General features: G+C 60.8%; 17 protein-coding genes, 1 tRNA gene and 1 other RNA gene. 12 read left to right on the forward strand and 7 right to left on the reverse strand.

Translation table 11 applies throughout. The features are described 5' to 3' along the window. The first annotated feature begins 64 nt into the window (after positions 1-64). From C483_RS11960 to C483_RS11975, 4 genes are all read left to right on the forward strand, one after another. Positions 65-982 (forward strand): MBL fold metallo-hydrolase, encoded by a 918-nt coding sequence (locus tag C483_RS11960; RefSeq protein ID WP_006653617.1) that lies wholly within the window; start codon positions 65-67, stop codon positions 980-982. A gap of 150 nt (positions 983-1,132) precedes the next feature. Continuing rightward, complete coding sequence (locus tag C483_RS11965; RefSeq protein ID WP_006653618.1) at positions 1,133-3,133, forward strand: AMP-dependent synthetase/ligase; 2,001 nt, start codon at positions 1,133-1,135, stop codon at positions 3,131-3,133. A 207-nt stretch (positions 3,134-3,340) separates the two neighbouring features. Beyond that, positions 3,341-4,345: an ABC transporter ATP-binding protein gene (locus C483_RS11970; protein ID WP_006653619.1), complete on the forward strand. Its 1,005-nt coding sequence runs from the start codon at positions 3,341-3,343 to the stop codon at positions 4,343-4,345. A 69-nt stretch (positions 4,346-4,414) separates the two neighbouring features. Further along, positions 4,415-6,481, forward strand: a complete 2,067-nt coding sequence (locus C483_RS11975; protein WP_006653620.1) for a DEAD/DEAH box helicase — start codon at positions 4,415-4,417, stop codon at positions 6,479-6,481. A gap of 212 nt (positions 6,482-6,693) precedes the next feature. On the opposite strand, the gene C483_RS11980 is transcribed toward C483_RS11975, so the two are convergent. Then, entirely contained in the window at positions 6,694-6,951 is a 258-nt protein-coding gene (locus C483_RS11980; RefSeq protein ID WP_006653621.1) for a pro-sigmaK processing inhibitor BofA family protein, read from the reverse strand. Between the two features lie 83 nt (positions 6,952-7,034). Between C483_RS11980 and C483_RS11985 the strand changes: the two genes are divergently transcribed. Next, positions 7,035-7,107, forward strand: a tRNA-Pro gene (locus tag C483_RS11985). Positions 7,108-7,184: 77 nt separating this feature from the next. Here the strand turns inward: C483_RS11985 and C483_RS20475 are convergent. Then, positions 7,185-7,343 carry a hypothetical protein gene (locus C483_RS20475; protein WP_006653622.1) on the reverse strand — a complete coding sequence of 53 codons (159 nt, stop codon included), beginning with the start codon at positions 7,341-7,343 and terminating at the stop codon, positions 7,185-7,187. Between the two features lie 164 nt (positions 7,344-7,507). Here C483_RS20475 and C483_RS11990 point away from each other — a divergent pair, with 164 nt between their 5' ends. Beyond that, positions 7,508-8,206: a DUF502 domain-containing protein gene (locus C483_RS11990; RefSeq protein WP_006653623.1), complete on the forward strand. Its 699-nt coding sequence runs from the start codon at positions 7,508-7,510 to the stop codon at positions 8,204-8,206. 134 nt (positions 8,207-8,340) lie between these two features. Next, the gene (locus tag C483_RS11995; RefSeq protein ID WP_006653624.1) at positions 8,341-12,369 is read left to right on the forward strand and encodes an LAGLIDADG family homing endonuclease; all 4,029 of its coding nucleotides are present in this window, start codon (positions 8,341-8,343) and stop codon (positions 12,367-12,369) included. A gap of 57 nt (positions 12,370-12,426) precedes the next feature. On the opposite strand, the gene C483_RS12000 is transcribed toward C483_RS11995, so the two are convergent. Beyond that, entirely contained in the window at positions 12,427-13,425 is a 999-nt protein-coding gene (locus tag C483_RS12000; RefSeq protein ID WP_006653625.1) for a transcription initiation factor IIB, read from the reverse strand. Positions 13,426-13,614: 189 nt separating this feature from the next. After that, positions 13,615-14,196, reverse strand: a complete 582-nt coding sequence (locus C483_RS12005; RefSeq protein ID WP_006653626.1) for a cysteine hydrolase family protein — start codon at positions 14,194-14,196, stop codon at positions 13,615-13,617. A 109-nt stretch (positions 14,197-14,305) separates the two neighbouring features. Between C483_RS12005 and C483_RS12010 the strand changes: the two genes are divergently transcribed. The 4 genes from C483_RS12010 (at position 14,306) to C483_RS12025 (ending at position 20,541) form a co-directional block, all read left to right on the forward strand. Beyond that, complete coding sequence (locus C483_RS12010; RefSeq protein WP_049912624.1) at positions 14,306-16,096, forward strand: Hvo_1808 family surface protein; 1,791 nt, start codon at positions 14,306-14,308, stop codon at positions 16,094-16,096. A 24-nt stretch (positions 16,097-16,120) separates the two neighbouring features. Continuing rightward, positions 16,121-17,824 carry an Hvo_1808 family surface protein gene (locus tag C483_RS12015; protein WP_006653628.1) on the forward strand — a complete coding sequence of 568 codons (1,704 nt, stop codon included), beginning with the start codon at positions 16,121-16,123 and terminating at the stop codon, positions 17,822-17,824. Positions 17,825-17,946: 122 nt separating this feature from the next. Next, positions 17,947-19,107: a nicotinate phosphoribosyltransferase gene (locus tag C483_RS12020; RefSeq protein WP_006653629.1), complete on the forward strand. Its 1,161-nt coding sequence runs from the start codon at positions 17,947-17,949 to the stop codon at positions 19,105-19,107. A gap of 240 nt (positions 19,108-19,347) precedes the next feature. After that, complete coding sequence (locus C483_RS12025; protein WP_152419876.1) at positions 19,348-20,541, forward strand: hypothetical protein; 1,194 nt, start codon at positions 19,348-19,350, stop codon at positions 20,539-20,541. A gap of 62 nt (positions 20,542-20,603) precedes the next feature. Here C483_RS12025 and C483_RS12030 read toward each other — a convergent pair whose 3' ends face one another. Continuing rightward, positions 20,604-21,179 carry a hypothetical protein gene (locus C483_RS12030; RefSeq protein ID WP_006653631.1) on the reverse strand — a complete coding sequence of 192 codons (576 nt, stop codon included), beginning with the start codon at positions 21,177-21,179 and terminating at the stop codon, positions 20,604-20,606. 151 nt (positions 21,180-21,330) lie between these two features. After that, positions 21,331-21,930 (reverse strand): TIGR00296 family protein, encoded by a 600-nt coding sequence (locus C483_RS12035; protein WP_006653632.1) that lies wholly within the window; start codon positions 21,928-21,930, stop codon positions 21,331-21,333. A 338-nt stretch (positions 21,931-22,268) separates the two neighbouring features. Here C483_RS12035 and rnpB point away from each other — a divergent pair. Beyond that, positions 22,269-22,677: RNase P RNA component (gene rnpB, locus C483_RS12865), an RNA gene on the forward strand. Positions 22,678-22,795: 118 nt separating this feature from the next. On the opposite strand, the gene C483_RS12040 is transcribed toward rnpB, so the two are convergent. Further along, positions 22,796-23,047: a HalOD1 output domain-containing protein gene (locus C483_RS12040; RefSeq protein ID WP_006653633.1), complete on the reverse strand. Its 252-nt coding sequence runs from the start codon at positions 23,045-23,047 to the stop codon at positions 22,796-22,798. Positions 23,048-23,449: the final 402 nt, after the last annotated feature.

The raw sequence follows: 23,449 nt of genomic DNA on the forward strand, positions 1-23,449 counted from the left end.
GAACGGCGGGCGTGCTGTGATCACGTATACGTGCTTTTATCTCGCCAGCGGACGCGCTTCCGATATGGCTATCGGAGACGTTCGCGAGGTGACGGTCGGCGACTGTTCGGATCTGTACTACCTGGATACCGGAATGTACGAGACGGAGGGGTACGGTGCCGTCTACATCAGAGACGACGAGCGGCCGGCGATCGTCGAGACCGGTATCGGAACCAACTACGAGCTCATTCTCGACGCGCTCGCGGAACTCGACATCGCGCCCGAGGACGTCGCGGTCATCACCGTCACGCACATCCACCTCGATCACGCGGGCGGTGCGGGACTCCTCGCAGAGGCCTGCCCGAACGCCGACGTGCACATCCCCGGCGTCGGCGCGAGCCTGCTCGCCGACCCCGGCAAACTCGTCGCCGGGACGAAAAACGCCGTCGGCGACCAGTGGCAGTACTACGTCGAACCGGAACCGATCCCCGAAGACCGGATCGTCGAACTCGAGGACGGTGACGTGATCGACCTCGGCGAGCACGAACTGCGCGTCCACACCGCCCCCGGCCACGCCTTCCACCAGGTGGTCTTCGAGGACCCTGCAAACGACGCGGTCTTCACCGGCGACGCGGCGGGAATCTGGATTCCCGACCGCGAGGAAATCGTCGAGACCTCTCCACCCTCCGACTTCGATCTCGAGCAGTGTCTCGACGACACCCGAACGATCGCCGACATCGACCCCGACGTGCTCCTCTATACCCACTTCGGCCCTCGGTACGTCGGCGATGACGCCGACCGGGCACTCGAGGAGTACGCCACCGTCCTCACCGAGTGGGTGAACGCGGTCGAGGCGAAGCGGGGTGAACTGGACGACGAGGAACTCATGGACCACTTTGCGGCCGCGACCGACCACGGTGACGCCTGGAGCGACGAGAAGGCGAGCGCCGAGGCGGCGATGAACGTCCGCGGCGTCGTCGGCTACCTTGACGGCCGGGAGTGAACTGCGAGCGCGGAGTGGCGTCTCTCGAACGAACTCGCCAGTGCTGTCGACAGATCGGCGGTAACAGGTTCTCGAACACGAATAAACGGAAATTCGACCGAAATCAGTTTCATCACGTTTTATCGCGTGGGCCTCACTCTCATTGGATATATGAACTGGCGGGACGCCGAACGCGAGTACGACGACGAGGTGATCGGGACGACGACGCTCGGACGGATGTTCGAGGAGACGGCCGAACGGAACACGAATCGGCCGGCCCAGCGCTACAAGGGTGGGGTTTACGATCGCTCGCTCACCGACGACGTGCTGCCGGCGGCCGATCCAGGCTCGTTCAACGCGATCTCTTACGCCGAGATGCGCGACATCGTTCGCAACCTCGCCGCCGGCTTTCGCGATCTTGGCGTCGAGTCGGGCGACCGGGTCGGCATCTTCAGCAACACCCGCATGGAGTGGGCACAGACTGACTTCGCGCTGCTCAGTGCTAGCGCAGTCGTCACCACGGTCTACACGAGTTCCTCGCCCGACCAGGTCTCCTATCTGCTTGACGACCCCGACGCGGACGGCGTCGTCGTCGAGAATCAGGACCTCTTAGAGCGCGTCCTCGAAGTCGAGGACGAACTGGCACTCGAGTTCATCGTCTCGATCGACGAACTCGACGGGTACGATGACCGGGACGACATTCTGACGCTCGCCGAACTCCACGACCGCGGCGCTGGGGCGTTCGACGAGGACGCCTATCAGGAATGGGTCGACGAACCCGCGATGGACGATCTGGCGAGTCTGATCTACACGAGCGGGACGACCGGCAAGCCAAAGGGCGTCCAGCTCACCCACAGCAACTTCCGGTCGAACGTCAACCAGATCCGTAAGCGTTTCGCGCCGCGACCGGACCGCGACGACGACGTGCCGGTGATCGACTCGGACTGCCAGGCAATGTCCTATCTGCCGCTGGCACACGTCTTCGAGCGGACGGCGGGCCACTTCCTGCTGTTTGCAAGCGGTGCCTGCGTCGCCTACGCCGAAAACCCGGACACGCTGCAGGAGGACTTCAGCACCGTTCAGCCGAACACGGCGACCAGCGTCCCGCGCGTCTACGAGAAGATCTACGATGCGATTCGAGAACAGGCGAGCGAATCGCCGGTCAAGAAGCGCATCTTCGAGTGGGCGACCGACGTGGGCGTCGAGTACCAGCGTGCCGACTCGCCCGGTCCGATTCTGAACGCGAAGCGTGCGCTCGCGGACAAACTCGTCTTCTCGACGGTCCGCGAAGCGTTGGGGGGCGAGATCGAAATTCTGATCAGCGGCGGCGGCAGTCTCTCGCCCGAACTCTGTCGGCTCTACCACGCAATGGGGCTCCCGATCTTCGAGGGCTACGGCCTGACCGAGACCTCGCCGGTCGTCGCGGTCAACCCACCAGAGGAGCCGAAAATCGGGACGATCGGGCCGACGGTGACCGACGTCGACATCTCGATCGACGAGAGCGTCGTCGACCAGGACGCGTTCGACGACCCGGGAATGGTCGGCGAACTGCTCACCCGCGGGCCGAACGTGACCCAGGGCTATTGGAACAAGCCCTCGGCGACCGACCGGGCGTTTACCGACGCCGCACAACCTGACGGCGGTGCAGCCCTGGAAGACCCAGATGCCGACGCCGCCGGGGGGCAGTGGTTCCGCACCGGCGACGTCGTCCACCTGCGCGACGATGGTTACATCGAGTTCCGCGACCGCGTCAAACAGCTCATCGTCCTCTCGACCGGCAAGAACGTCGCGCCCGGTCCGATCGAGGACGCCTTCGCCGCGAGCGAGGTCGTCGAACAGTGTATGGTCGTCGGCGACGGCGAGAAGTTCATCGGTGCACTGCTCGTCCCGAACGTCGAACACATCCGCGAGTGGGCCGACGAGGAGGGCATCGACCTGCCCGCCGATCTCGAATCGCTCTGTGACGACAAGCGCGTCCGCGAGTACGTCCAGCAGGAAGTCGACCGCGCGAACGAAGACTTCGAGAAACACGAGACGATCAAGCAGTTCGAACTCGTTCCCCAGGAGTTCACTGAGGAGAACGAGATGCTGACGCCGACGATGAAGAAGAAACGCCGCGTCATCATGGACCGATTCGAAGACCGCGTCGACCGGATCTACGACGAATCGTAGATCACGGTTCACACGGTCGGACCCACTCCAGTTGGAGGCCGACGCCGCCAGGTTTCTCTCGAGACGCATCGGCTCGTCTCGGCTATTTTGCTCACTCGAACACGTCCGTACACGTCGGCCACTCTGTGTTAGGCTCGCCTAAAACGATGCACTTTTCAGTAGTTAGGCCAGCCTAAAACACGAACAGGCGGTCCTGTTCGGTACGCTATGAGCAACGACACGAACCAGCACCACCATTCTTCCTCGAAATCGCCGTCTGAAGCGCGAACACGAACCAGCCGATCCCCCGCGCACGAGTCCGATGACACCAGCACTGCCAGCCCACTCCCCGACGGTGGCACCCACTCTGCCCCACGGTCAACCGACTCCGCTGCTGACGACCACTCGAGTCGGAGTCCCACCGCTGACGACAGCGGGGTGCACTCGAGTCAACTCGTCGGCGATACCCTCGCAATCGGCTACCCGACGACCGAAGAGCCGGTCGTCGAGGTCGACCGCATCGACCTTCCGGCGGGCGAGATCACGGCGCTCGTCGGACCGAACGGGAGCGGTAAGTCGACGCTGCTGAAGGCGCTGGCTCGCCAACATGCGCCCGAACACGGCACTGTCCTCCTCGACGGAGACGACATCGACGACTTCGATAGCAAGCCCTTCGCTCGCCGTGTCGGGATGCTCTCTCAGGAGCACGAGTCACCCGGCGGCATGACCGCCGAGGAGCTGATCTACTACGGGCGGTATCCGCACATGGGCTTTTTCGACGCGCCAACCGAGTCTGACGAGGCGGCGGTCGAGCGTGCGATCGACCTCGCGGGCGTCGACCACCTGCGCGAGGAGGAAGTCGGCAACCTGAGCGGCGGCCAGAAGCAACTCGTCTGGATCGCGATGGTACTCGCCCAGGAGACGGACGTGTTGCTGCTCGACGAGCCCACGACGTATCTCGACCTCCAGCATCAGCTACAGGTGATGGAACTCGTCCAGACATTGAACGAGGAGCGCGGCGTGACGGTTGGAATCGTCCTCCACGACATCTCGCAAGCGGCCCGCTACGCGGACAACCTCGTCGCGCTCAAGGACGGCTCCGTCTTCGACTGGGGGCCGCCGGACGAGGTCGTCACCGACGACCTTCTCGAGACGGTCTTCGGCGTCGTTGCGACCGTTGGCTACGGCGAGAACGGGCCGACGATTATGCCCCACCACCCTGTCGAGCAGTAACGCCACAGGCTCGCTACGAGTCAGTACGAGTCCGAATCGCTCAAGTACGACAGTCGTGTACCACGTATCGTGTCGAAGCAGGTCCAGCAGGTCGAAACCATCTTCTGCCACGAAACCGGCGGCGACTACCTGATCGTCGTCCAGCGCGACGGCAAGCGGCTGTTCCGGGCAAAGCTCGGGCTCTCCGAAACCTCCGCCGGGCCCCGCCCCGCGAAGTTCCGTCTCAAAGACGGCTCGAGCGAGGAGCCACGCCAGCCCGACGAGTTCGTCGAACTCGCGCGTCGCGCGAAGCGAATTCGAATTTCGGAGCAGACCTCCCGCACCGGCCGCGAGGAACTCCTCGAGATGCTCTCGGGCTACCAGCTCGAGGAGAAGGCCAAGGCCGTTCGGACCTGTCGCTACTGCGCCTCCGCGGGCCGTTACTCGCCGATCACGACCGAAACAGCGGTCAAGGACGACGAAGACTGGATCTGCCAGGACTGCGCTCGCCAGGAACTCGAACGCCAGCTATCGTACTCCGGCGGCGGCAAGGTCACCGGCGCTGCCAAGGACCGACTCGAGGACCTGATGATCGAAGTGCAGGACCTGGATCGAATCGTCAATCTGCTGCAGGGCCAACTCGACCCCGATCTGACGAAGTTCGATACCATCTCGGCGACGACTGACGAGGTCGACCCCGTCCGGGTCGACTCCCTGAACCTCCACCCCGGCCTGCAGAACCTGCTCGAGGACCGGTTCGAAACGCTGCTCCCGGTTCAGAGCCTTGCCGTCGAGAACGGACTCTTCGACGGCGACGACCAGATGGTTGTCTCCGCGACGGCGACCGGGAAGACCCTCGTCGGCGAGATGACCGGGATCAACCGCGTGCTGAACGGCAAGGGGAAGATGCTCTTTCTCGTCCCGCTCGTCGCACTCGCGAATCAGAAACACGAGGACTTCGAGGACGAGTACGGCGACCTCGTCGACGTCTCCATCCGCGTCGGTGCCAGCCGCATCGCGGACAACGGCAACCAGTTCGACCCCAACGCCGACGTCATCGTCGGCACCTACGAAGGGATCGACCACGCCCTCCGAACCGGCAAGGACATGGGCGACATCGGGACCGTCGTCATCGACGAGGTCCACACCCTCAAAGAAGACGAGCGCGGCCACCGCCTCGACGGCCTCATCTCGCGGCTCAAACACACCTGCGAGCAGCGGGCAAAGCGGCGAGACGACTACCAGGGCGCACAGTGGGTCTACCTCTCCGCAACCGTCGGCAACCCCGAACAGCTCGCGACCGCACTCGAGTCCACCCTCATCGAGTTCGAGGAGCGTCCGGTCCCCATCGAGCGCCACGTCACATTCGCCGACGGCCAGGAGAAGGTCCGCGTCGAGAACAAACTCGTCAGACGCGAGTTCGACACCGAGTCCTCGAAGGGGTATCGCGGGCAGACGATTATCTTCACGAACTCCCGCAGACGGTGTCACGAAATCTCGCGGAAACTCGAGTACTCCTCGGCGCCGTACCACGCGGGTCTCGATTACAAGCGCCGCAAAACGGTCGAGCGCCAGTTCGGTGATCAGGATCTCGCGGCGGTCGTGACGACGGCGGCGCTCGCAGCGGGTGTCGACTTCCCCGCGTCGCAGGTCGTCTTCGACTCGTTGGCGATGGGGATCGAGTGGCTCTCCGTGCAGGAGTTCCACCAGATGCTCGGGCGTGCGGGCCGACCCGACTACCACGACAAAGGCAAGGTGTACGTTCTCGTCGAGCCTGACACCGCCTATCACAACTCGATGGAGATGACGGAGGATGAGGTGGCGTTCAAATTGCTCAAGGGTGAGATGGAGTCGGTGATGACTCACTATGACGAGAGCGCGGCGATTGAGGAGACGCTCGCGAACATTACCGTCGGTGGCAAGGCGACGAAGTCGCTCAACGACCGAATGCTGGGTGACGTACCGACGAAGCACGCGGTTGGCAAACTGCTTCAGTACGACTTCATCGACGGCTTCGAGCCGACGCCGCTGGGACAGGTCGTGACGGAGCACTTCCTCGACCCCAGCGAGGCGTTCATGCTGCTCGATGGTATTCGAAAGGATGCACATCCGTACGAACTCGTGGCGGATATCGAGCTTCGCGACGAGGATCTGTAGCGTTAGTTGGCCCGTTGTTCATCGTTCGTCGTTCACCGGTTATCGCTCATCGCTCGATTTTCACACTGGCTTGTCGACTTTCCTACTCGTCAGTATCGCGGGTGCAACAGCGGTCGGCAGCAACGGGGTCGGCGGTGAGAAACGCGGGGACGACGGCTGAGAGTCGACGATCAGGTTTAGCGTTCGTTTCAGAATCAGTTTCAGGATTCGTTTCAGGGAACGAACGCGATCCCGAACAGCGACAGCAGGATGACGAGCAGCGAGCCGGGGAAGCCCCCGATCGCGACGACTGCGATCGCAATCGGGGTGATTGCAACGGAGAGTCCGAAGACGGCCTGGGCTAGAAAGAGGACGATGAGGCCCACGACGGCGTTGACGATGAAGGGACGGACCGTCTGGATGATGGTCGTTGCGCCGAGAAGCGCAGCGAGAACGAGGACCAGCAGAAGGATTTCGAGTCCTGTAACCATGCACGACTCTAGGGTCGCGAGGAACAAAACCGTTCGGAACAGAACGAAACCCTTTATGCAGTGCACCCAAAAGAAGGAGGTACGGGATCGTGGGTTAGCCTGGTATACTTCGGGCCTTGGGTGCCCGTGACCCCGGTTCAAATCCGGGCGATCCCATATTTTTGCCGCTGACCAACTCGCGAGTAGCGACTGGAACCGTTCGAAATGAAAAAACTGCACCGGCGAGTACGATCTTATACCGCATCGCCGAGTTCTTCCGCTTCCCATTCGGCCACGAGTCGCGTGGCCAGTTCACGGGGCTTGTGGCTGTACACCAGGTGATGCTCGAGCGTGTCGTCGGTATCGATTTCCTCGTTGCACAGGTGACAGTAGACTGGGGATCTGGTTGCCATACCAACTCTACGCCGTAATCGACGAAAACCATCTCGTCCGTGTGTGTTGAGCGGACGACTATCACGTATGCAATGAGATATTGCGGCTCATTGCCACGCCCCAGTCGACACGAGGCTCCCGAAAGCCGAACGGTTTACTGGGTGTCCCACTCCATTCGCAACGTATGGCAGAATTTTGGGACGGGGCACGGACTGCGCTCAAGCGATGGCTCATCAACGGGATCGCGATCACGATTCCGCTGGTCATCACGCTCCTCATTCTGATCGTCGTCGTCGACTTCGTCCTCGGCGTTCTCTCTCCCATTGTCGACGGAATCATCTACCTGTTGCCGAACGATCCGCCGACCGCGGTCGTCCAGTTCGTTACGTTGGCGTCGCTGTTCGGTTTCTTCCTGCTCGTGGGAATCGTCGCGGAATACACACCCGGTCGTCACATCTCGAAGCGTCTCCACGCCACCATGGAGACGATTCCGGGCATCAGCACCGTCTACGAGAGTATTCGACGCGCGAGTCATATGCTGCTCGACGACGATACGGATCAGTTCAAGGACGTCAAACTCGTCGAGTTTCCACACGAGAACGCTTACATGCTGGCCTTTCTCACCGCCGAGACGCCGCCTGTCATCGAATCACGGGCCGACGAGGGGCCGATGGTGACGATTATGGTTCCCCTCGGGCCGAACCCGACGACGAATGGATTCGTTATGCACGTTCCCGCGACGAACGTCTACGACATCGATATCTCAGTTGAGGAAGCGATCCGCTCGATTGCGACGCTCGGTGTTGCCTCCTCGGAACTCGGCTCCCAAACGGCTGACTCGTCGTCAGATGCGCCGGACGCAACCGTCGATACGGAGAGGTAGGGGACGCTGTCTCCAGAACGGAGAGCGTGAGAGAACGTTACTGCCTGTCCATCTCGGTGCATTCTCTGCCATCCGATTCAGTTTCAGTCCGGTTTGCGACCATTTATACCCGATGGCGAACCTAGGACAGTGCAATGGCGCAAGCGGGAAATTCTGAACTTGTCGACGCGTTCGAGCAGTTCTTCCGCAACTACTACGACAACGAGATCAAGCAGCTTGCGCAGCAGTATCCCAACGAACAGCGCTCGCTCCACGTCGACTGGCAAGAACTCTACCGATTCGATCCGGATCTAGCCGACGACATGCTGGCCCAGCCTGAGCAGCTTCAGCGCTACGCTGAGGAGGCCTTGCGGCTCTACGACCTGCCGATCGACGTCAGTCTCGGGCAAGCCCACGTCCGTATCAAGAATCTGCCCGAGACCGAGACACCCGAGATCCGCGAGATTCGCGCGCGTGACATGAACTCGCTGGTCGAGGTTCACGGCATCGTCCGCAAGGCGACGGATGTCCGTCCCAAAATCGAGGAGGCAGCCTTCGAGTGCCAGCTCTGTGGCACGCTCAGCCGTGTTCCCCAGTCGAGCGGGGACTTTCAGGAACCCCACGAGTGTCAGGGCTGTGAGCGACAGGGGCCGTTCAAGGTCAACTTCGACCAGTCCGAGTTCGTCGACTCCCAAAAGCTTCGGATTCAGGAGAGTCCCGAGGGACTCCGTGGCGGCGAGACGCCACAGGCGCTCGACGTCCACGTTGAGGACGACATTACTGGCGAGGTCACGCCGGGCGATCACGTCTCCGCGACGGGTGTGCTCAGACTCGAACAACAGAGCAACCAGGGCGAGAAGACGCCGGTGTTCGACTTCTATATGGAGGGCATGTCCGTCGATATCGACGAAGAGCAGTTCGAGGACATGGACATCACCGACGAGGACAAGAAGCGAATCTACGAAATCTCGAATCGGGACGACGTTTACGAGAAGATGGTCGGCTCCATCGCGCCCTCCATCTACGGCTACGATCAGGAGAAACTCGCGATGACGCTCCAGTTATTCTCGGGCGTTACGAAACACCTCCCCGACGGGTCGCGGATTCGTGGCGACCTGCATATGCTCCTTATAGGGGATCCAGGTACCGGAAAGAGTCAGATGATTGGTTACATCCAGAATATCGCGCCGCGATCCGTCTACACCTCCGGGAAGGGGTCGTCCTCGGCTGGTCTGACGGCCGCAGCTGTTCGCGACGACTTCGGCGACGGCCAGCAGTGGACACTCGAGGCCGGTGCGCTCGTCCTCGCCGATCAGGGAATTGCGGCGGTTGACGAACTCGACAAGATGCGGTGCGTGACTGGTGACACACTGGTTCATACTGGTGACGGCATTAAGCCGATCCGTGAACTCGCACACGAAGCGATACCGAGTGGTTCAATTGAAGAACTCGAGAACGGGCGAACGATCCGGGACGTTGACGTGGATGTCTTGACGATGACAGAGGATGGATCCATCGTCAAGCGCGACGTTTCAGCGATCCACGAGTACGACGCACCTGATGAACTTCACGAGATTACGCTAGAGAGTGGGGAACAACTGACAACGACAGCCGATCACCCGTTCTTCGTTCTGAACGAGGGCAACCGGGAGGAACGCCAGGCACAGTATTTGAACGAAGACGATTGGATATTTGTTCCCGACACGATTCCCGCGACAGTGGCCGATGGCGGAGTCAGCGTACTCCCGTCTGGCAACGTTGAAACGGAAACGAGTCGACTATCCCCTTCGCACGGCGCGATCCTCGGATATATCGCCGGTGATGGCAATATCTTCTATGACCGTGACGAGGGGTGCTATGGCTTCCGCTTTACGAACAAAGAAGAGGAACTGCTGAGCGACTTCGAAGAGACGTGTACGAACGCGTTCAGTACCCAGGCTGTTCGCCATCCGAGCGAACAACGAGCTGACGGTGTCCAAACGGTTCGAGTACACGGAAAACAGTACGTCGACGAACTCCTCAAGTCCGGTGCGAACCTCGAAAACTACGATGGAAAACGGCTCCCGGAGGCGGTAACAAGCGCGTCTCGCGAGACGAAATCTGCCTTTATTCGTGCGCTCGCGGATTCGGAGGGAACAGTTGACGAGCGCGCTGTCAAACTCTTTTCATCGAGCTATGAACTCTTGCTCGGAACGAAAATGTTGCTGCTCGAGTTCGGGATTTCGAGCCAGATCCAGACACGACCTCGAGATGGCGGACGCGATCTGTTCATTCTTGCAATCACGTCCAGCGAATCGCTGGAAGCGTTCAAGCGTTCCATCGGATTTACACTTAAACGAAAACAGCACGCGTTGGAACGTGCCTGCGAGCGGACGACAGGAGACCGGACCATTCTCGACGTACTTCCGGAGTGTGGTGAACTGTTTGAACAGGCGCGGGGAGCACTTCGCCTCTATCAATCCGAGTGTGGTCTCGAAAATTGTTCAACCTACTGTAACTTCGAAAACGGGGACGCAAATGCGTCTCTTCGTCTCTCGAGAACAATACTCGAAGCGTTCGAGGGTCGGAAATTAGCTGCGAAAGAACATTACAGTGAGCTTGCATCTGAGGTGTCTTGGGAACGACTTGCTGAACTTCGGGAGCAATATCACATTTCCCAACAGGAATTAGCTGCCGAGATGTCAATGTCACAGCAACAACTTTCGTCTCGGTGGGGTGGTGGTTTCGAACTTCGAGAACGAGTTCGTTATCGACTTCGCGACTTGCTCGATACCCCGGCTTCAGTCGATCTCGATCCGCTTCGAGAGTTAATCGAGAGCGACGTAAAGTGGCGGCGTGTCGAAACTATTCGACGAATCGATTCTCGAGAGCACACCGATACCAGAGTCCGGGTTCTCGAACAACGCCTTGCCGATGAAATCGGTGCCGGAACCGTCGACTCGGTTCGTAAGTCGGCTCGGTCTCTGGTCGAAACAGAGAGTTCGGCTGAAACGTGGGATGAACTCCGAGTTCGGCTGGAAACGTATGGCATCTCATTCCAGCAGGTCGCTGCGGAGATGGATGTCGCAGGGTCGACCGTCTCACGATGGTTCTCTGGAACCGTCGATGTTGACAACTTCGAGGCCGTTAGATCCGTCTGCGAAGAATTACTCAATACGAAGCGTCGTCGAATCTCAGGGCTTCTCCAGGAAATCGATCGACGTGATCAACCAAGAGTCTACGACCTCACGGTTGAGGGCACGCACAACTTCGTCGCCAACGGTATGGTCGTCCACAACTCTGAAGATCGCTCTGCCATGCACGAGGCCCTCGAGCAGCAGAAAATCTCGGTTTCCAAGGCCGGCATCAACGCCACCCTCAAGTCCCGCTGTTCGCTGCTGGGTGCAGCGAACCCCAAGTACGGTCGCTTCGACCAGTACGAACCGATCAGCGAACAGATCGACCTCGAGCCGGCGCTCATCTCGCGGTTCGACCTGATCTTCACCGTCACGGACACGCCCGACGAGGAGAAAGACCGCAATCTCGCAGAGCACATCCTGACAACCAACTACGCGGGTGAGCTAACCACCCAGCGCGAGCAGATGACTAACCTCGATGTCAGTCAGGACGAAATTGAGGAGATGACCGAACAGGTTGACCCGGAGATCGACGCCGACCTCCTTCGGAAGTACATCGCCTTCTCCAAGCAGAACTGTCACCCGCGGATGACCGAGGAAGCCCGCGAGTCGATCCGGGACTTCTACGTCAATCTTCGCTCGAAGGGGACCGACGAGGACGCAGCCGTTCCCGTCACTGCCCGAAAGCTCGAAGCGCTGGTTCGTCTCTCGGAAGCGAGTGCGCGTGTCCGACTCTCGGATACGGTTGAGCAATCCGACGCGGATCGAGTCATCGAAATCGTCCGCTCGTGTCTCCAGGACGTCGGTGTCGACCCAGAAACGGGCGAGTTCGACGCCGACATCGTCGAAGCGGGAACCTCGAAGTCTCAGCGCGACCGGATCAAGAACCTGAAACAGTTGATCAGCGACATCGAAGAAGAGTACGACGACGGCGCGCCGGTCGACATCGTCATGGATCGCGCAGAGGAAATCGGTATGGATCACTCGAAGGCCGAACACGAGATCGAGAAGCTAAAGCAGAAAGGCGAGGTCTACGAGCCGAGTACGGATAATCTACGAACGACGTAACGAATCGACTTCTCTGCTATCATCGTCAACGGCTGCGCCCAGTCGATCTGTTCGAGACTACTCAGATGCTGACTCGATTTCGGATTCTGTCTCGCTCTTTGTCTCTGTCTCTGTCTCTGTCTCCGACTCCGACCTTGACTTTGACTCTGTCTCTGTCTCGAGTGCCCGAAGTTTCTTGACTGTCGCTCGGATCGTTGTGGCTGCGACGTCTGCGACAGCAGCAGCGTCGGCCTGCGTGATGGTTGGCCACTCATCGCGTTCACCGGCAGCATGGTAGAGACAGGCTGCGGCGACGCCGCTTGGGTTGCTGCCACAGATTCGGTTTGCCTGCTGTAGTGCGGTGACGTGTTCGTGTGCGCGTCGCTCGGTAGGCATCTCGAGATCGAGTTCTGAGGCGAACCGTGGGAGATAGTGAGTGGGATCGATCGGTCCGGTTTCGAGTCCGAGCTCGCGATTGAGGGCGGAATAGGCGGCTTTGAGTTCGGCTTCGTCTGCGGATGCGACGGTAAGGATTTCGTCGATCGTTCGTGGGAGGTCGTGGATACGACAGATTGCGTAGACGACTGCAGCGGCAAAGCCTTCGAGTGAGCGACCCTGGAGGAGATTTTCGGATTGGGCGCTGTCGAACAGGGCACAGGCCTGCTCGGTGATGGGGTCGGTTAGCGATAGTCGGGCGACGATGCATTTGATTTCGTTGAACGCACGAATCTGGTTGTACTCTGCTTTCGTTCCGATCTGTGAACGGGTGTGTTCGCGCTGCAGCCTGGTGAGCTGGCGGCGCTTGCGGCCGGTGATTCGTGTGCTCCGGTCGAACTGTGACCCGGGCCCGTATCCGATCATCGTTGACAGCCCCCGGTCGTGTCGTGAGCGAGTGAGCGGGGCACCGGTTCGGCGACGATCAGTCGGATCGTCGGCAAAAGACCGCCACTCAGGGCCACGATCGATCGGATCAGTGTCAACGACGGCACCACACTCCTCGCAGATCGTTTCCGTTTCGCGCTCCCGGAGTATTCCATCGCACTCCGGACAGTGAGTCGACGAATCGTTGCGCTCCATTGGTTATATCGCTTCATTCTAGTCTGGGGCCGGAATACTATTTAAAGTAATCGAATGGTTGGAAACATAACACCATTGTGGTGGGGAGCGGCTACGCTGAGACAGACACCGCTCGTCGTTGTGAGTAGCAGTAGACAGACTGAACACACGTCGAGACAGCGTGTGTGGTCCACGACCGATCTAAACGGTCTACGGGGCGAACGCAATTTCGTCGCCCGCAAGTACCTCGCCAAACAGCCAGGCAGCGTGGTCGAGGGCGTACTCGTGATGGTCGTCCTCGAGTGCACCGATACAGTCTTCGATCATGAGCGGTCGGAAGTCTCGGAGGCCGGCGCTGCCGCCAGTGTGGAGCACGCAGACGTTCGCGAGCGTGCCACAGATGACCAGGTCGTCTATCCCACGAGCATTCAACCAGCCCTCGAGTTCGGTGTTGTAAAAGGCGTCGTAGGTGTGCTTTTCGACGACGTGGTCGTCGGGATGAACGTCGAGTTCGTCCACGATTTCGGCCTCCCAGGAGTCTTCGAGGACGTGTTCGCCCCACTGCTCGAACTCGTTGTAGTAGTGCGCCCCATCGAACTGCTCCGGTGGGTGGACGTCCCTGGTGTAGACGATGCGCGCACCCGCGTCGCGAGCGTGATCGACGAGTTCGGCGACTGGTTCGATGACTTCCTCGCTGCCGGGCGCATACAACGCCCCGTCTGGGTGACAGAACCCGTTTTGCATATCGACGACGATGACGGCCGTACGGTCTGGCTCCAGCGTGACAGACATACGTGATGGTACGAACGCTTCTGTCAAAACGTTCGCGGCGAGCACGTTCGCTTCGGCCGACCGTCGCTCTTTTCACGATTGCTTTCGTACAGGTTCGCATCTATACCCGATGAATTCGACGCGAACGCGGCGTATGGCGGGTCTTGCCCTCCTTGCAGCACTCGTCCTCCTCGTTGCTGCGATCGGTGGTGTTGCTATCTTTTCCCCGGGTGAAGATCCGGGTCCGGGGCCCGACTCTGACTCGGGTGCCAGCGATCACGAGCAGAACGGACTCGAGTCGGAGGTCCCACAGGAGGACCGACCGGAGGATCCGTCTACGACTGAGACAATCGGCTACGTCGACGGCTACTGGTACGACGATGAGTTACCGGTCGACGACCGTGCGGACGCCGTCGTCGAGTCGGACGAGCTGGACGCCGTCGTCGCCCGGTCGATGGCGCGCGTCGAACTCATCCGTAACCTGACCTTTCAGGATGAGGCTGACGTCGATGTCATCTCCCGCGAGGAGTATCAGACGGAACACGGCGACATGTTCGCGAACGTGACTGGCGACGAGCGCCTTCAGCAGAACGTCAACTACGAGGCGCTGTTCATGGTCGACCGCGAGACCGACGCGACCGAGGCGTTCGAGTCGCTCTACGGCGGTGCCGTCGACGGCTTCTACGATCCGGCGACCGACGAAATCGTTATCGTCTCGGACAGTCCCGACTCGCCAGAACTGGATGAAGTCGTGCTGGGCCACGAGTTACTCCATGCCTTGCAGGACCAGCACTTCGACCTCCGGAGCTACGACCGCGAGACGATCGACCAGGATAACGCCAAGAACGGCCTCATCGAGGGCGACGCGGTCTGGGTCGACACTACGTACGAACAGCGATGTGCGGCGGACTGGGATTGTCTCCAGCCAGAGCGCATCCCGCCTGCTCCGGACGATCTCAACTGGGGGCTGTACCTCACTATCTACCAGCCCTACGACGACGGCCCCGACTACGTCGACTACCTGCTCGAACAGGACGGTTGGGATGCCGTCGACGCAGCCTACGACGACCCACCTGCGAGCAGTTCCGAAGTGATCCGGCCGGGCGACGACCGGGACCCGGTTGCGATCGAGATCGAGGATCGATCGAACGACGAGTGGACCCAACTCGAGTTGGACGGCGACGACGTTGCGACCGAATCCGTCGGTGAAGCGGGGATGGTTGCGATGTTCGCCGGCGGTGCGTTCGACGACATGCGACCGACGGTACTCGAGCAGGCTGACATCCTCGGCTCCGGGATGGGGTACGAGTTCGATCACGCCATCACCGACGGCTGGGCGGGCGACGAACTGGTGACCTACGTCGCGACGAACGACGGGGAGACCGTGACCGCTGACGATGTCGACGACACTGGCTACGTCTGGCAGACTGAGTGGACCTCCGACGAGGACGCCGCACAGTTCGCCGACGCGTACACCGAGTTGCTCGAACTGTACAACGGCGGCCAGGCCGACGACTCGGCAGATACCTACGTGATCGACGACGGCTTCCCCGGTGCGTACCACGTCGACCAGGACGGTGAGACGGTGACCATCGTCCGCGCACCGACCATCGACGACCTCGATGCGCTCGACGCGGGCGCTGTCCCGGGCAGTGCGGACGCGTCTAGCTCGAACTCGAGCGGCGCTGACTCGACCGCGGCCAGTACTACCGACGAACAGGAGGGCGCTGTGCTTGCAGGACTCAACCCTGGCTTCGGAACAGTGACGGCCGTCTTCGTGTCCGTCGCGCTCGCAGGAACCGTTGGCTGGCTCGTCATCCTCGGTACGCGCGCTCGGTCACGGGGACACTCGAGTCCATCCGGGTCGGCCGCACACGGCGCACGTCCCGTAGCGGTGGTCGTAAAGCCGACGAAGCTTTGATCGCACCGGCGAAAGCGAGACTCGATGACGAAGCGACGGGGCTCGGACTCTCGGCAGGTGGTCGGCGGACGACTGCGTACTCGAGTACGAAGCCTGCCGCTGGGACTCGTCGCTATTGTACTTCTCGTTCTGCTTGCGGGCTGTACGCTTCCAGCGTCGCCGGATCAGTTCGGGACTGACCGCGAGTACGGCGATCTCGGCGAGTACTCGCCCGAGGACACGTTCGCGTTCGACGAGGAGGCCACGGCCGAACTCAGCGAGGCCGAACTCGAGCAGGCCAAGTATCGCGCGATGGCCCGCATCGAAGTCGTCCGCGAATTGCGGTTCGAGCACGACGTCGAACTTGAGGTGATCACTCGTGAGGAATATCGCGAGCAACGTGGTGAGTCCGGCACTGCGTCGCCGTTCGTCAACGAGTTCTGGCGCGGGACGTTCGTCGTCGACGGTGAGACGGACGCGAATCAGGAACTCGACGCCCTCTACGGCGCTTCAGTCCAGGGCTATTACACCGACGACCGGATTGTCATCGTCACCGACCCAGCGAACGATGGTGTCCGAATCGATCGCGACACGCTGGTACACGAACTCGTCCACGCGCTGCAGGACCAGCACTTCGGCCTCGCACGCGAGGGTGAGACGCTCGACGAGCGCCGTGCCGAACTCGGCTTGATCGAGGGGGAAGCGAACTACGTGCCGGAGCTGTACGACGAGCGCTGTGGCGAGCAGTGGCACTGTCTCGCTGCCAGTGTTCCGACGGATGCGTCTACTCCCGAAGCGGACGATGGCACTGGGGGTGAAGCCGATGTCGATGGCGATGGCGATGGCGATGCCAATTCCGATACCGACGCCGATACCGATACCAACGAGATCAACTCCGGGCTCTTTCTCTCCATCTACGCTCCCTACGCCATGGGGCCGGAGTTCGTCGCCACCCTCCACGACCGCGGCGGCTGGGATGCTGTCGACGCGGCCTACGACGACCGGCCGACGAGCACGGCACAACTGATCGACCCCGAGCGCTACCCCGACGACCCAGTCACCGTCGACGTTCCCGACCGCTCCGATGCGGCGTGGGAACCGATCACAGTCGGCGGCGAGAGTGACGAACCGCGGACCGACACCGTCGGCGAGGCAACACTGTTCGCGACGCTGTGGGCCAACGGCGTCATCGACCGGCCGCTCACTGCGGGCGCACCCGAGCACTCGCCGTACAACTACTCGGCACCCGAAACCAGTGGGTGGGCCGGCGATACGTTTCAGGTGTACCAACAGGTGAGTACGGACGGGGACGAAGGTACGAACGCGAACACAGACGCGGATGGGGGCGAAGGCGGGAGTGACGACGACCACGAGCACCACGACTCACAGCACGCCTTCGTCTGGCAACTCACCTGGGACACCCCCAACGATGCGGCCACCTTCGCCGACGCCTACCGGACCCTTCTCGCCACCCACGGTGCAACGCTCGAGGACTCGAACTCACCCGTGCCCGGAGCGCAGCAAACGATCCACCACCTCCCCGACAACGACCCGTTCGCCGGCGGCTATGCCGTCTCAGTCTCTGACGACACGGTAACCATCGTCGGCGCGCCGTCGACAGCAGCACTCGAGTCCGTCCACGACACGGTCCCCACACCGACGCCCGACTCCACAGCGGCCACCGCTTCTCCGCCCGCCCGCGCTGGTGGTGCAGGACCGTACTCGAGTCCGGTTCCATCCGCACCATAATCTGTCTGCTTCACCAGCCCCACTCCTGTACGCTCTCTGCCAGCGTACAATCGCCCGCCACAACGAAGCCGAAATCGACCGGAGACGGGTAGATTTTTGGCTTCGCGCAGGAAATCGACGCTATGTCAAACCCGTTCGGAACCATCCCCGACGAGGCGATTCTCGAGGGGACCGCGACGGACGCCTACTTCGACCGCACGCGGACGACACTCGAGTACGCCGGGAAGAACCCCCACGTCGTCGCCGAGGTCACTGCCGACCAGTTCCCGACTGGGTCGTTCGACGTCGTCACGGGCGTCAAAGACGTCGCAACGCTCTTCGAGGGGAGGGCCGTCGACGTCGACGCCCTGCCTGATGGTCTCCTGTTCGACGGCGGTCCAGTCATGCGAATCGAAGGCCCCTATCTCGAGTTCGCCGAACTCGAGACCTCGCTGCTCGGCTTTCTCTCACAACCGAGTGGGTTCGCGACGGCGGCACTCGAGGCTCGACTGGCTGCGCCGGAGTCGACCGTCCTCTCCTTTGGTGCGCGCCACGTCCACCCGTCGATTGCGGCGACGGTCGAGCGTGCGGCGTTGCTCGCCGGACTCGACGGCTTTTCGCACGTCGCTGCGGGCGAACTCCTCGGGCGTGAAGCAGGTGGCACGATGCCCCACGCGCTCATGTTCTGTTTCGGCGAGGGGAATCAGGCCGAGGCCTGGGCAACGTTCGACGAGGCGGTTCCGGAGGACGTTCCCCGGATCGCACTGGCCGACACCTTCTGGGACGAGAAGAGCGAGAGCCTGCTCGCAGCGGAGACGCTCGGCGAGGATCTCGATGGCGTCCGTATCGACACCACGGGGTCGCGTCGCGGTGACTTCCGCCACATCATCCGCGAAGTTCGCTGGGAACTCGACGTACGGGGCTACGAGGATGTTGCCATCTTCTGCAGCGGCGGACTCGGACCGGATTCGATCCGCGAACTGCGAGACATCGCGGACGGCTTCGGCGTTGGAAGCCACATTACCGGTGCGGACTCGGTCGACTTCAGCCTCGATATCGTCGAGATCGCAGGCGAACCGATCTCTAAACGCGGCAAGCTCTCGGGTGTGAAGGAGGTCTACCGAACCGAAGCTGGTGGCCACCACGTCGCGCTGGCCGACCGCGACGCGCCTGACGATGCGACACCACTCTTCGAACCGCTCGTCCGTGACGGCGAACTCGTCCGTGAGTTCGACCTCGACGAGGCGAGTGAGCGGTGTCTGGCCGACGCCGAGGCGGTCGGATTCGCCGACACAGAGCCGTAGTTTCGTTGTCACTGCCTTCCGGTCACGATAGCCGATCTCGTCTCCGAACTGGTGTTTGCTGACTCATTTGCCCAGATGTCCTCATTCTGATGGTAATACCGATCCGATAGTTCCACCGAGTCGGCGCTGTATTTACCGATACTCGGCATCTATTAACTCACTCACTCCCTGATGCATCGGTAACATATTCGAAACATATAGTAAGGAATATTTATATATTCGAACTATCTTTTTCGTGGTATGGCATCTACTGCCAGGAATGGAAAACTCCTGTTTGGGCTTGGGGTACTGTTATTTGTAATTGATGCTGCCGGACTTACTGGGCCGGGTGAACCGCTGACAGCGCTGGGATCAGTTGTCAGTTTCTGGTGGTTGCTGGTCTTCGCCGGCGCTGCACTCGTACTCCTCCCGCGTCTCACCAGCGGTGGGAGCGTTCCGTTCCTCGACATCGATAACGGAATCAGTCAGGAACGCCAGGATATCGTCGCCGAAACTGACTGGTCCCGACTGGGCCGGTACACGCTCCGCAACTCCTATGGACTCGCACTGACCGTTTCTGCGGTCATCCTGTTCATTGTCGCGCTTGGGTTACAGGAGTTCGGTCTCGTTGCGCTCTGGGTCGCTGCGATGATCATCGGGGCGATCATCGTCGCGATTACGTGGCGTTCCTCCTACGGGATCATTGCCGACCACACGGAGACGATCGCCGTCCGGGCACCGGACAACTTCGCTGCCCACTCGTTCCACATCGCACTCCGGCAGCAGGCAGAAGACCTCGGTTATCGAATCGCGACGTCCACATCTCCCACTGCGGCCGGCAGGGCATCGGCCGTTGCTGATGACGTGTTCCACGCAAGCGGTGGATTCGAGGCAACGACCCGTCCAATTGAACACTCCAGATCACTCGCACCCGAAGTTGACGACGAATATCTCGAACAGATTCTCACTGTCGCCACACTCGGGGTCTTCATCTCGTTGCTCGGCATCACACTCGTCGGCATCGACGCCGGCGGCGCTGCCGTGAGCGCGTTCGGTGGTGTCTTTTTCCTCGTCGGCACTACCATCGTCGCCTACGACTACGCGACCCGAACGCGAGAGTGGGCCAAACTCTACTGCGTCGAGGAGGGAACCATCTATTCGACGACCGTCAACACGTACGATGACGGTGTCCAGGAGGCCTTCGAGTCGCCACGAATCGACCCGAGTTCGTCGACCACTGAGACAGCCGCAATCCTCTCAGTAACGGTCAGCGCAACGTGTACGCCGATGTACGGCGAAGAGAACGTCGAGGAAGACTTCGAGGAACTCGTCGCTGCCGTCGAGGACGCCGCAGACGAGTACCAGTTCTCCGTCGTCGACTCGGACACCGCACTCGAGTACGACGAGTCGACAGCCGACACGACTGCGGAGACTGCGGCGACTGACGCAGCGTAACTGATTCGTCGTGGTTTTCGTGGTTCTTCGTTTTCGAGGCGTATCCGCTGTTTCGACGCGAGTTAGCTGGTAGCCGACTCGGGTTCTGAGACGGGTCGTCGCCGCCATCCATACCAGAGGCCGCTGATACCACAGCCAAGAACGAACAGCACCGTCGTTTCCATCGCGATTAACAACAGGTATGGATCGAAGACGACGAACGCGAAGGCTTCTTCGGCGACCGTCGACTCGCCGGTGAAGTACTCGCCAAAGAGGAGGCTATAGGGGATAGTTACGTCAGCAACCGACGTCATTGAGAGGTACGGATCGACCTGTCCCTCCGAATGCATTCGAGCGAGCGGCTCTGCCCTGAACACGCGAAAACTCGACCGAAGCAGGCGTCCGAAGCCCGAGAGCAGAAGCAGCAGTATCAGTGCCGGAAGTGTGACAACGACACCTCTGGTCAGTGCATAGACTGTCGATTCGGAGATGCCGCGACAGTCCGCCCGCCACAGTACGATCGGGATCGCTGCGATTCCGAGGAGAAAGGTCGACCAGACGGGAAGGTAGCCGGCAATAATCCCATACACCCAGAGACAGTATCCGACAGCGACCGCCGTTCCGACCAGCTCGGGAAGCAGTTGCGGGTGGCCTGCCATTGGTACCGTTCTCGAGTCGGTGGTCGAATAGGTGTTCTGGCTGAACTGGGTACTAGCGACTACTGTGTGTACTCCAAACTGCTTGCTGACAGCGACTGTTGGTATCCAATATGGCTGTCAGCAACAGAAGGACGCGACAGTATCGGTTTCGCTACAGTTCTTCGATACTGCCGTCAGCTTCGCGCTCGCGGAAGACCTGGCCTTCGAACAGCGTGACGACGACGTCGTCGTCCTGCCAGGCAGTCGGTGCGAGTTTGGCCTTGCGGCAGGTCCGATCGAGATACTCACGTTCGCTCCAGCCGTTTTCGACGGGCACTGTCGGGTAGAGCCAGCCACCCTCGCCGCCGTCGATGGCGACACCGTGCGTGCCGAGTTCGATATCCGTGAGTGGATCGTCGGTGAGGACGACGTTTTTGACCGCACAGACCGAGACCGTGAGATTTGGCAACTCGGAGGGGCTTACCTCGGAGCCACAGGAGTCTTCGCTGGCGGCCTCGATCGCCGCGTCGACGATGACGTGACCGAGCTGTTCACCCGAGCGGTAGCCGCCGGCGCAGCCGCGCAGGCTGCCGCGACCGCGGGTGGACTCGAGCCGAACGAACGCACCGGTTCGCTCGTAGAAGCTCTCACGCATGCTCCCTGGTTGTTCTCGTTGGCCGTGTTCGACGTAGGATTCGACGGCTTCACGCGCGAGTTCGACCGCTCGCGCACCGTCTTCGTAGGAAAGGTTGACGCCCTGTCCCTGGGACATACACGTGTACATGAGACAGTCGTCCTAAAACGCTTCCATTCGGTTCGAAAATCAAACCACTGGGTGGTAGCGTTCCGATAGTGACACGTATTGTGGCTATCGACAATCGACTGTGGCTTCGACCGAGGGACTTATTCGCTACTAGCACCTAGAAATGGTGGAGAGAGAGCCTGGCTGCCGCGGCGGCGATCCTGGCAACGGGATGGCCGTGCAACGCGGACTACCCCTTCGGGGTGGCCCGCGCTCTTACCGTTGCCCGACTCTCCGAGTCGCGCAACGTGCCTAACGTGGGCCGTCTCTTCGAGACGCCCCACGCTCCTAACGTTGGCCAACCCTCCGGGTTGCCCAACGCTCGCGAGGAAAGTCCCCCCACCTGTTCGGGCAGGTGACCGGACGCAAGTCCGGAGCGGGAGACCGCTGGCTCTGGAACAGAAACGACACGTCTCGGCCCGACCGATGATGCGTGCGAACCCGACCGAGAGGAAGGGGAGTCAACCCGCAGAGGGACGGCGACTCGGAGCGCCTCTGGCGCACGAGCTGCCGAGCGGTGTGTGGTCGGCGTTCACGGTTCGAAACCGTGGATCGTGCTCGTCACGATCGACCACACAGAGACGGCCGAGGATCGATGGAACGGCGAACCCTCACCGGTGCAAGTCCACGCCGTGGTAGCCCGAACACCACGGCTTTGCCGTGACGGCGTGGACGCTCAGCCGAATGCCGGGATGAACAGAAGGGGGCTTACTCCTCTCACCAATTTTTCACGCTGAGCGCCAGGACTGTCCTGCGCAACTGGCGTCGATACGAATACCGCTCGCGTCAGCGATCAGGCGACGACTCGAGTTGGAAAAAGAACGGTGTGTCGTCCCTACTGTGCGATCTCGACGGAGAGATGAACTTCGGTCCGGCCAATCGTCACTTCGTACTGATCGTACGTAAACGAGATTTCTGGGCGGACATCGGTTGCAGTCTGGTCCGAAAAGAGTGCATCGAGTGCATCCGGATCGATAGTATCGTACAGTGGTGGCAGCTCGGTCGGGTCGCAGTCAGCAGCCGTCGACACGGCTTCAATCACCGCGAGTGACGCGGTATGGTCGGTGTCGTAATCGTACTGTGCCATTGCTGTTGATCCCGCAGTCGAGTTCGTCCGATGGTGTACTTTCGAATCCATCCCACTTCTTGGAAGATGGGCCACACCATCTCATAAAAAGCTATCTAAATCCAAACTGTGTTCTCTCAGTTTAGGAAATAGCTATTGGAAACCAGAACACTTGGGAACGGACTATATGTATCCATTCTCGCACCATCTAGTATCGTCTCACTGCCAGTATCACCGCCCCGTTGGTATCGGAAGAGATGATTTGTTGACATCTAACATAGGCAGTCACACTGGACACCTCAACTCAACCGTAAAACGGCCGCTGAACACGATGTTGTATCCCCAATACGTATGCGTCCTGACGGAGTCCAACGCGAGTGGTAGCGAGCGTTGGGCACGTCAGGACCGAACGCAAAAGCGGAC

Origin of the sequence: Natrialba hulunbeirensis JCM 10989 (assembly GCF_000337575.1) — an archaeon.
Classification (GTDB): Archaea; Halobacteriota; Halobacteria; order Halobacteriales; family Natrialbaceae; genus Natrialba; species Natrialba hulunbeirensis.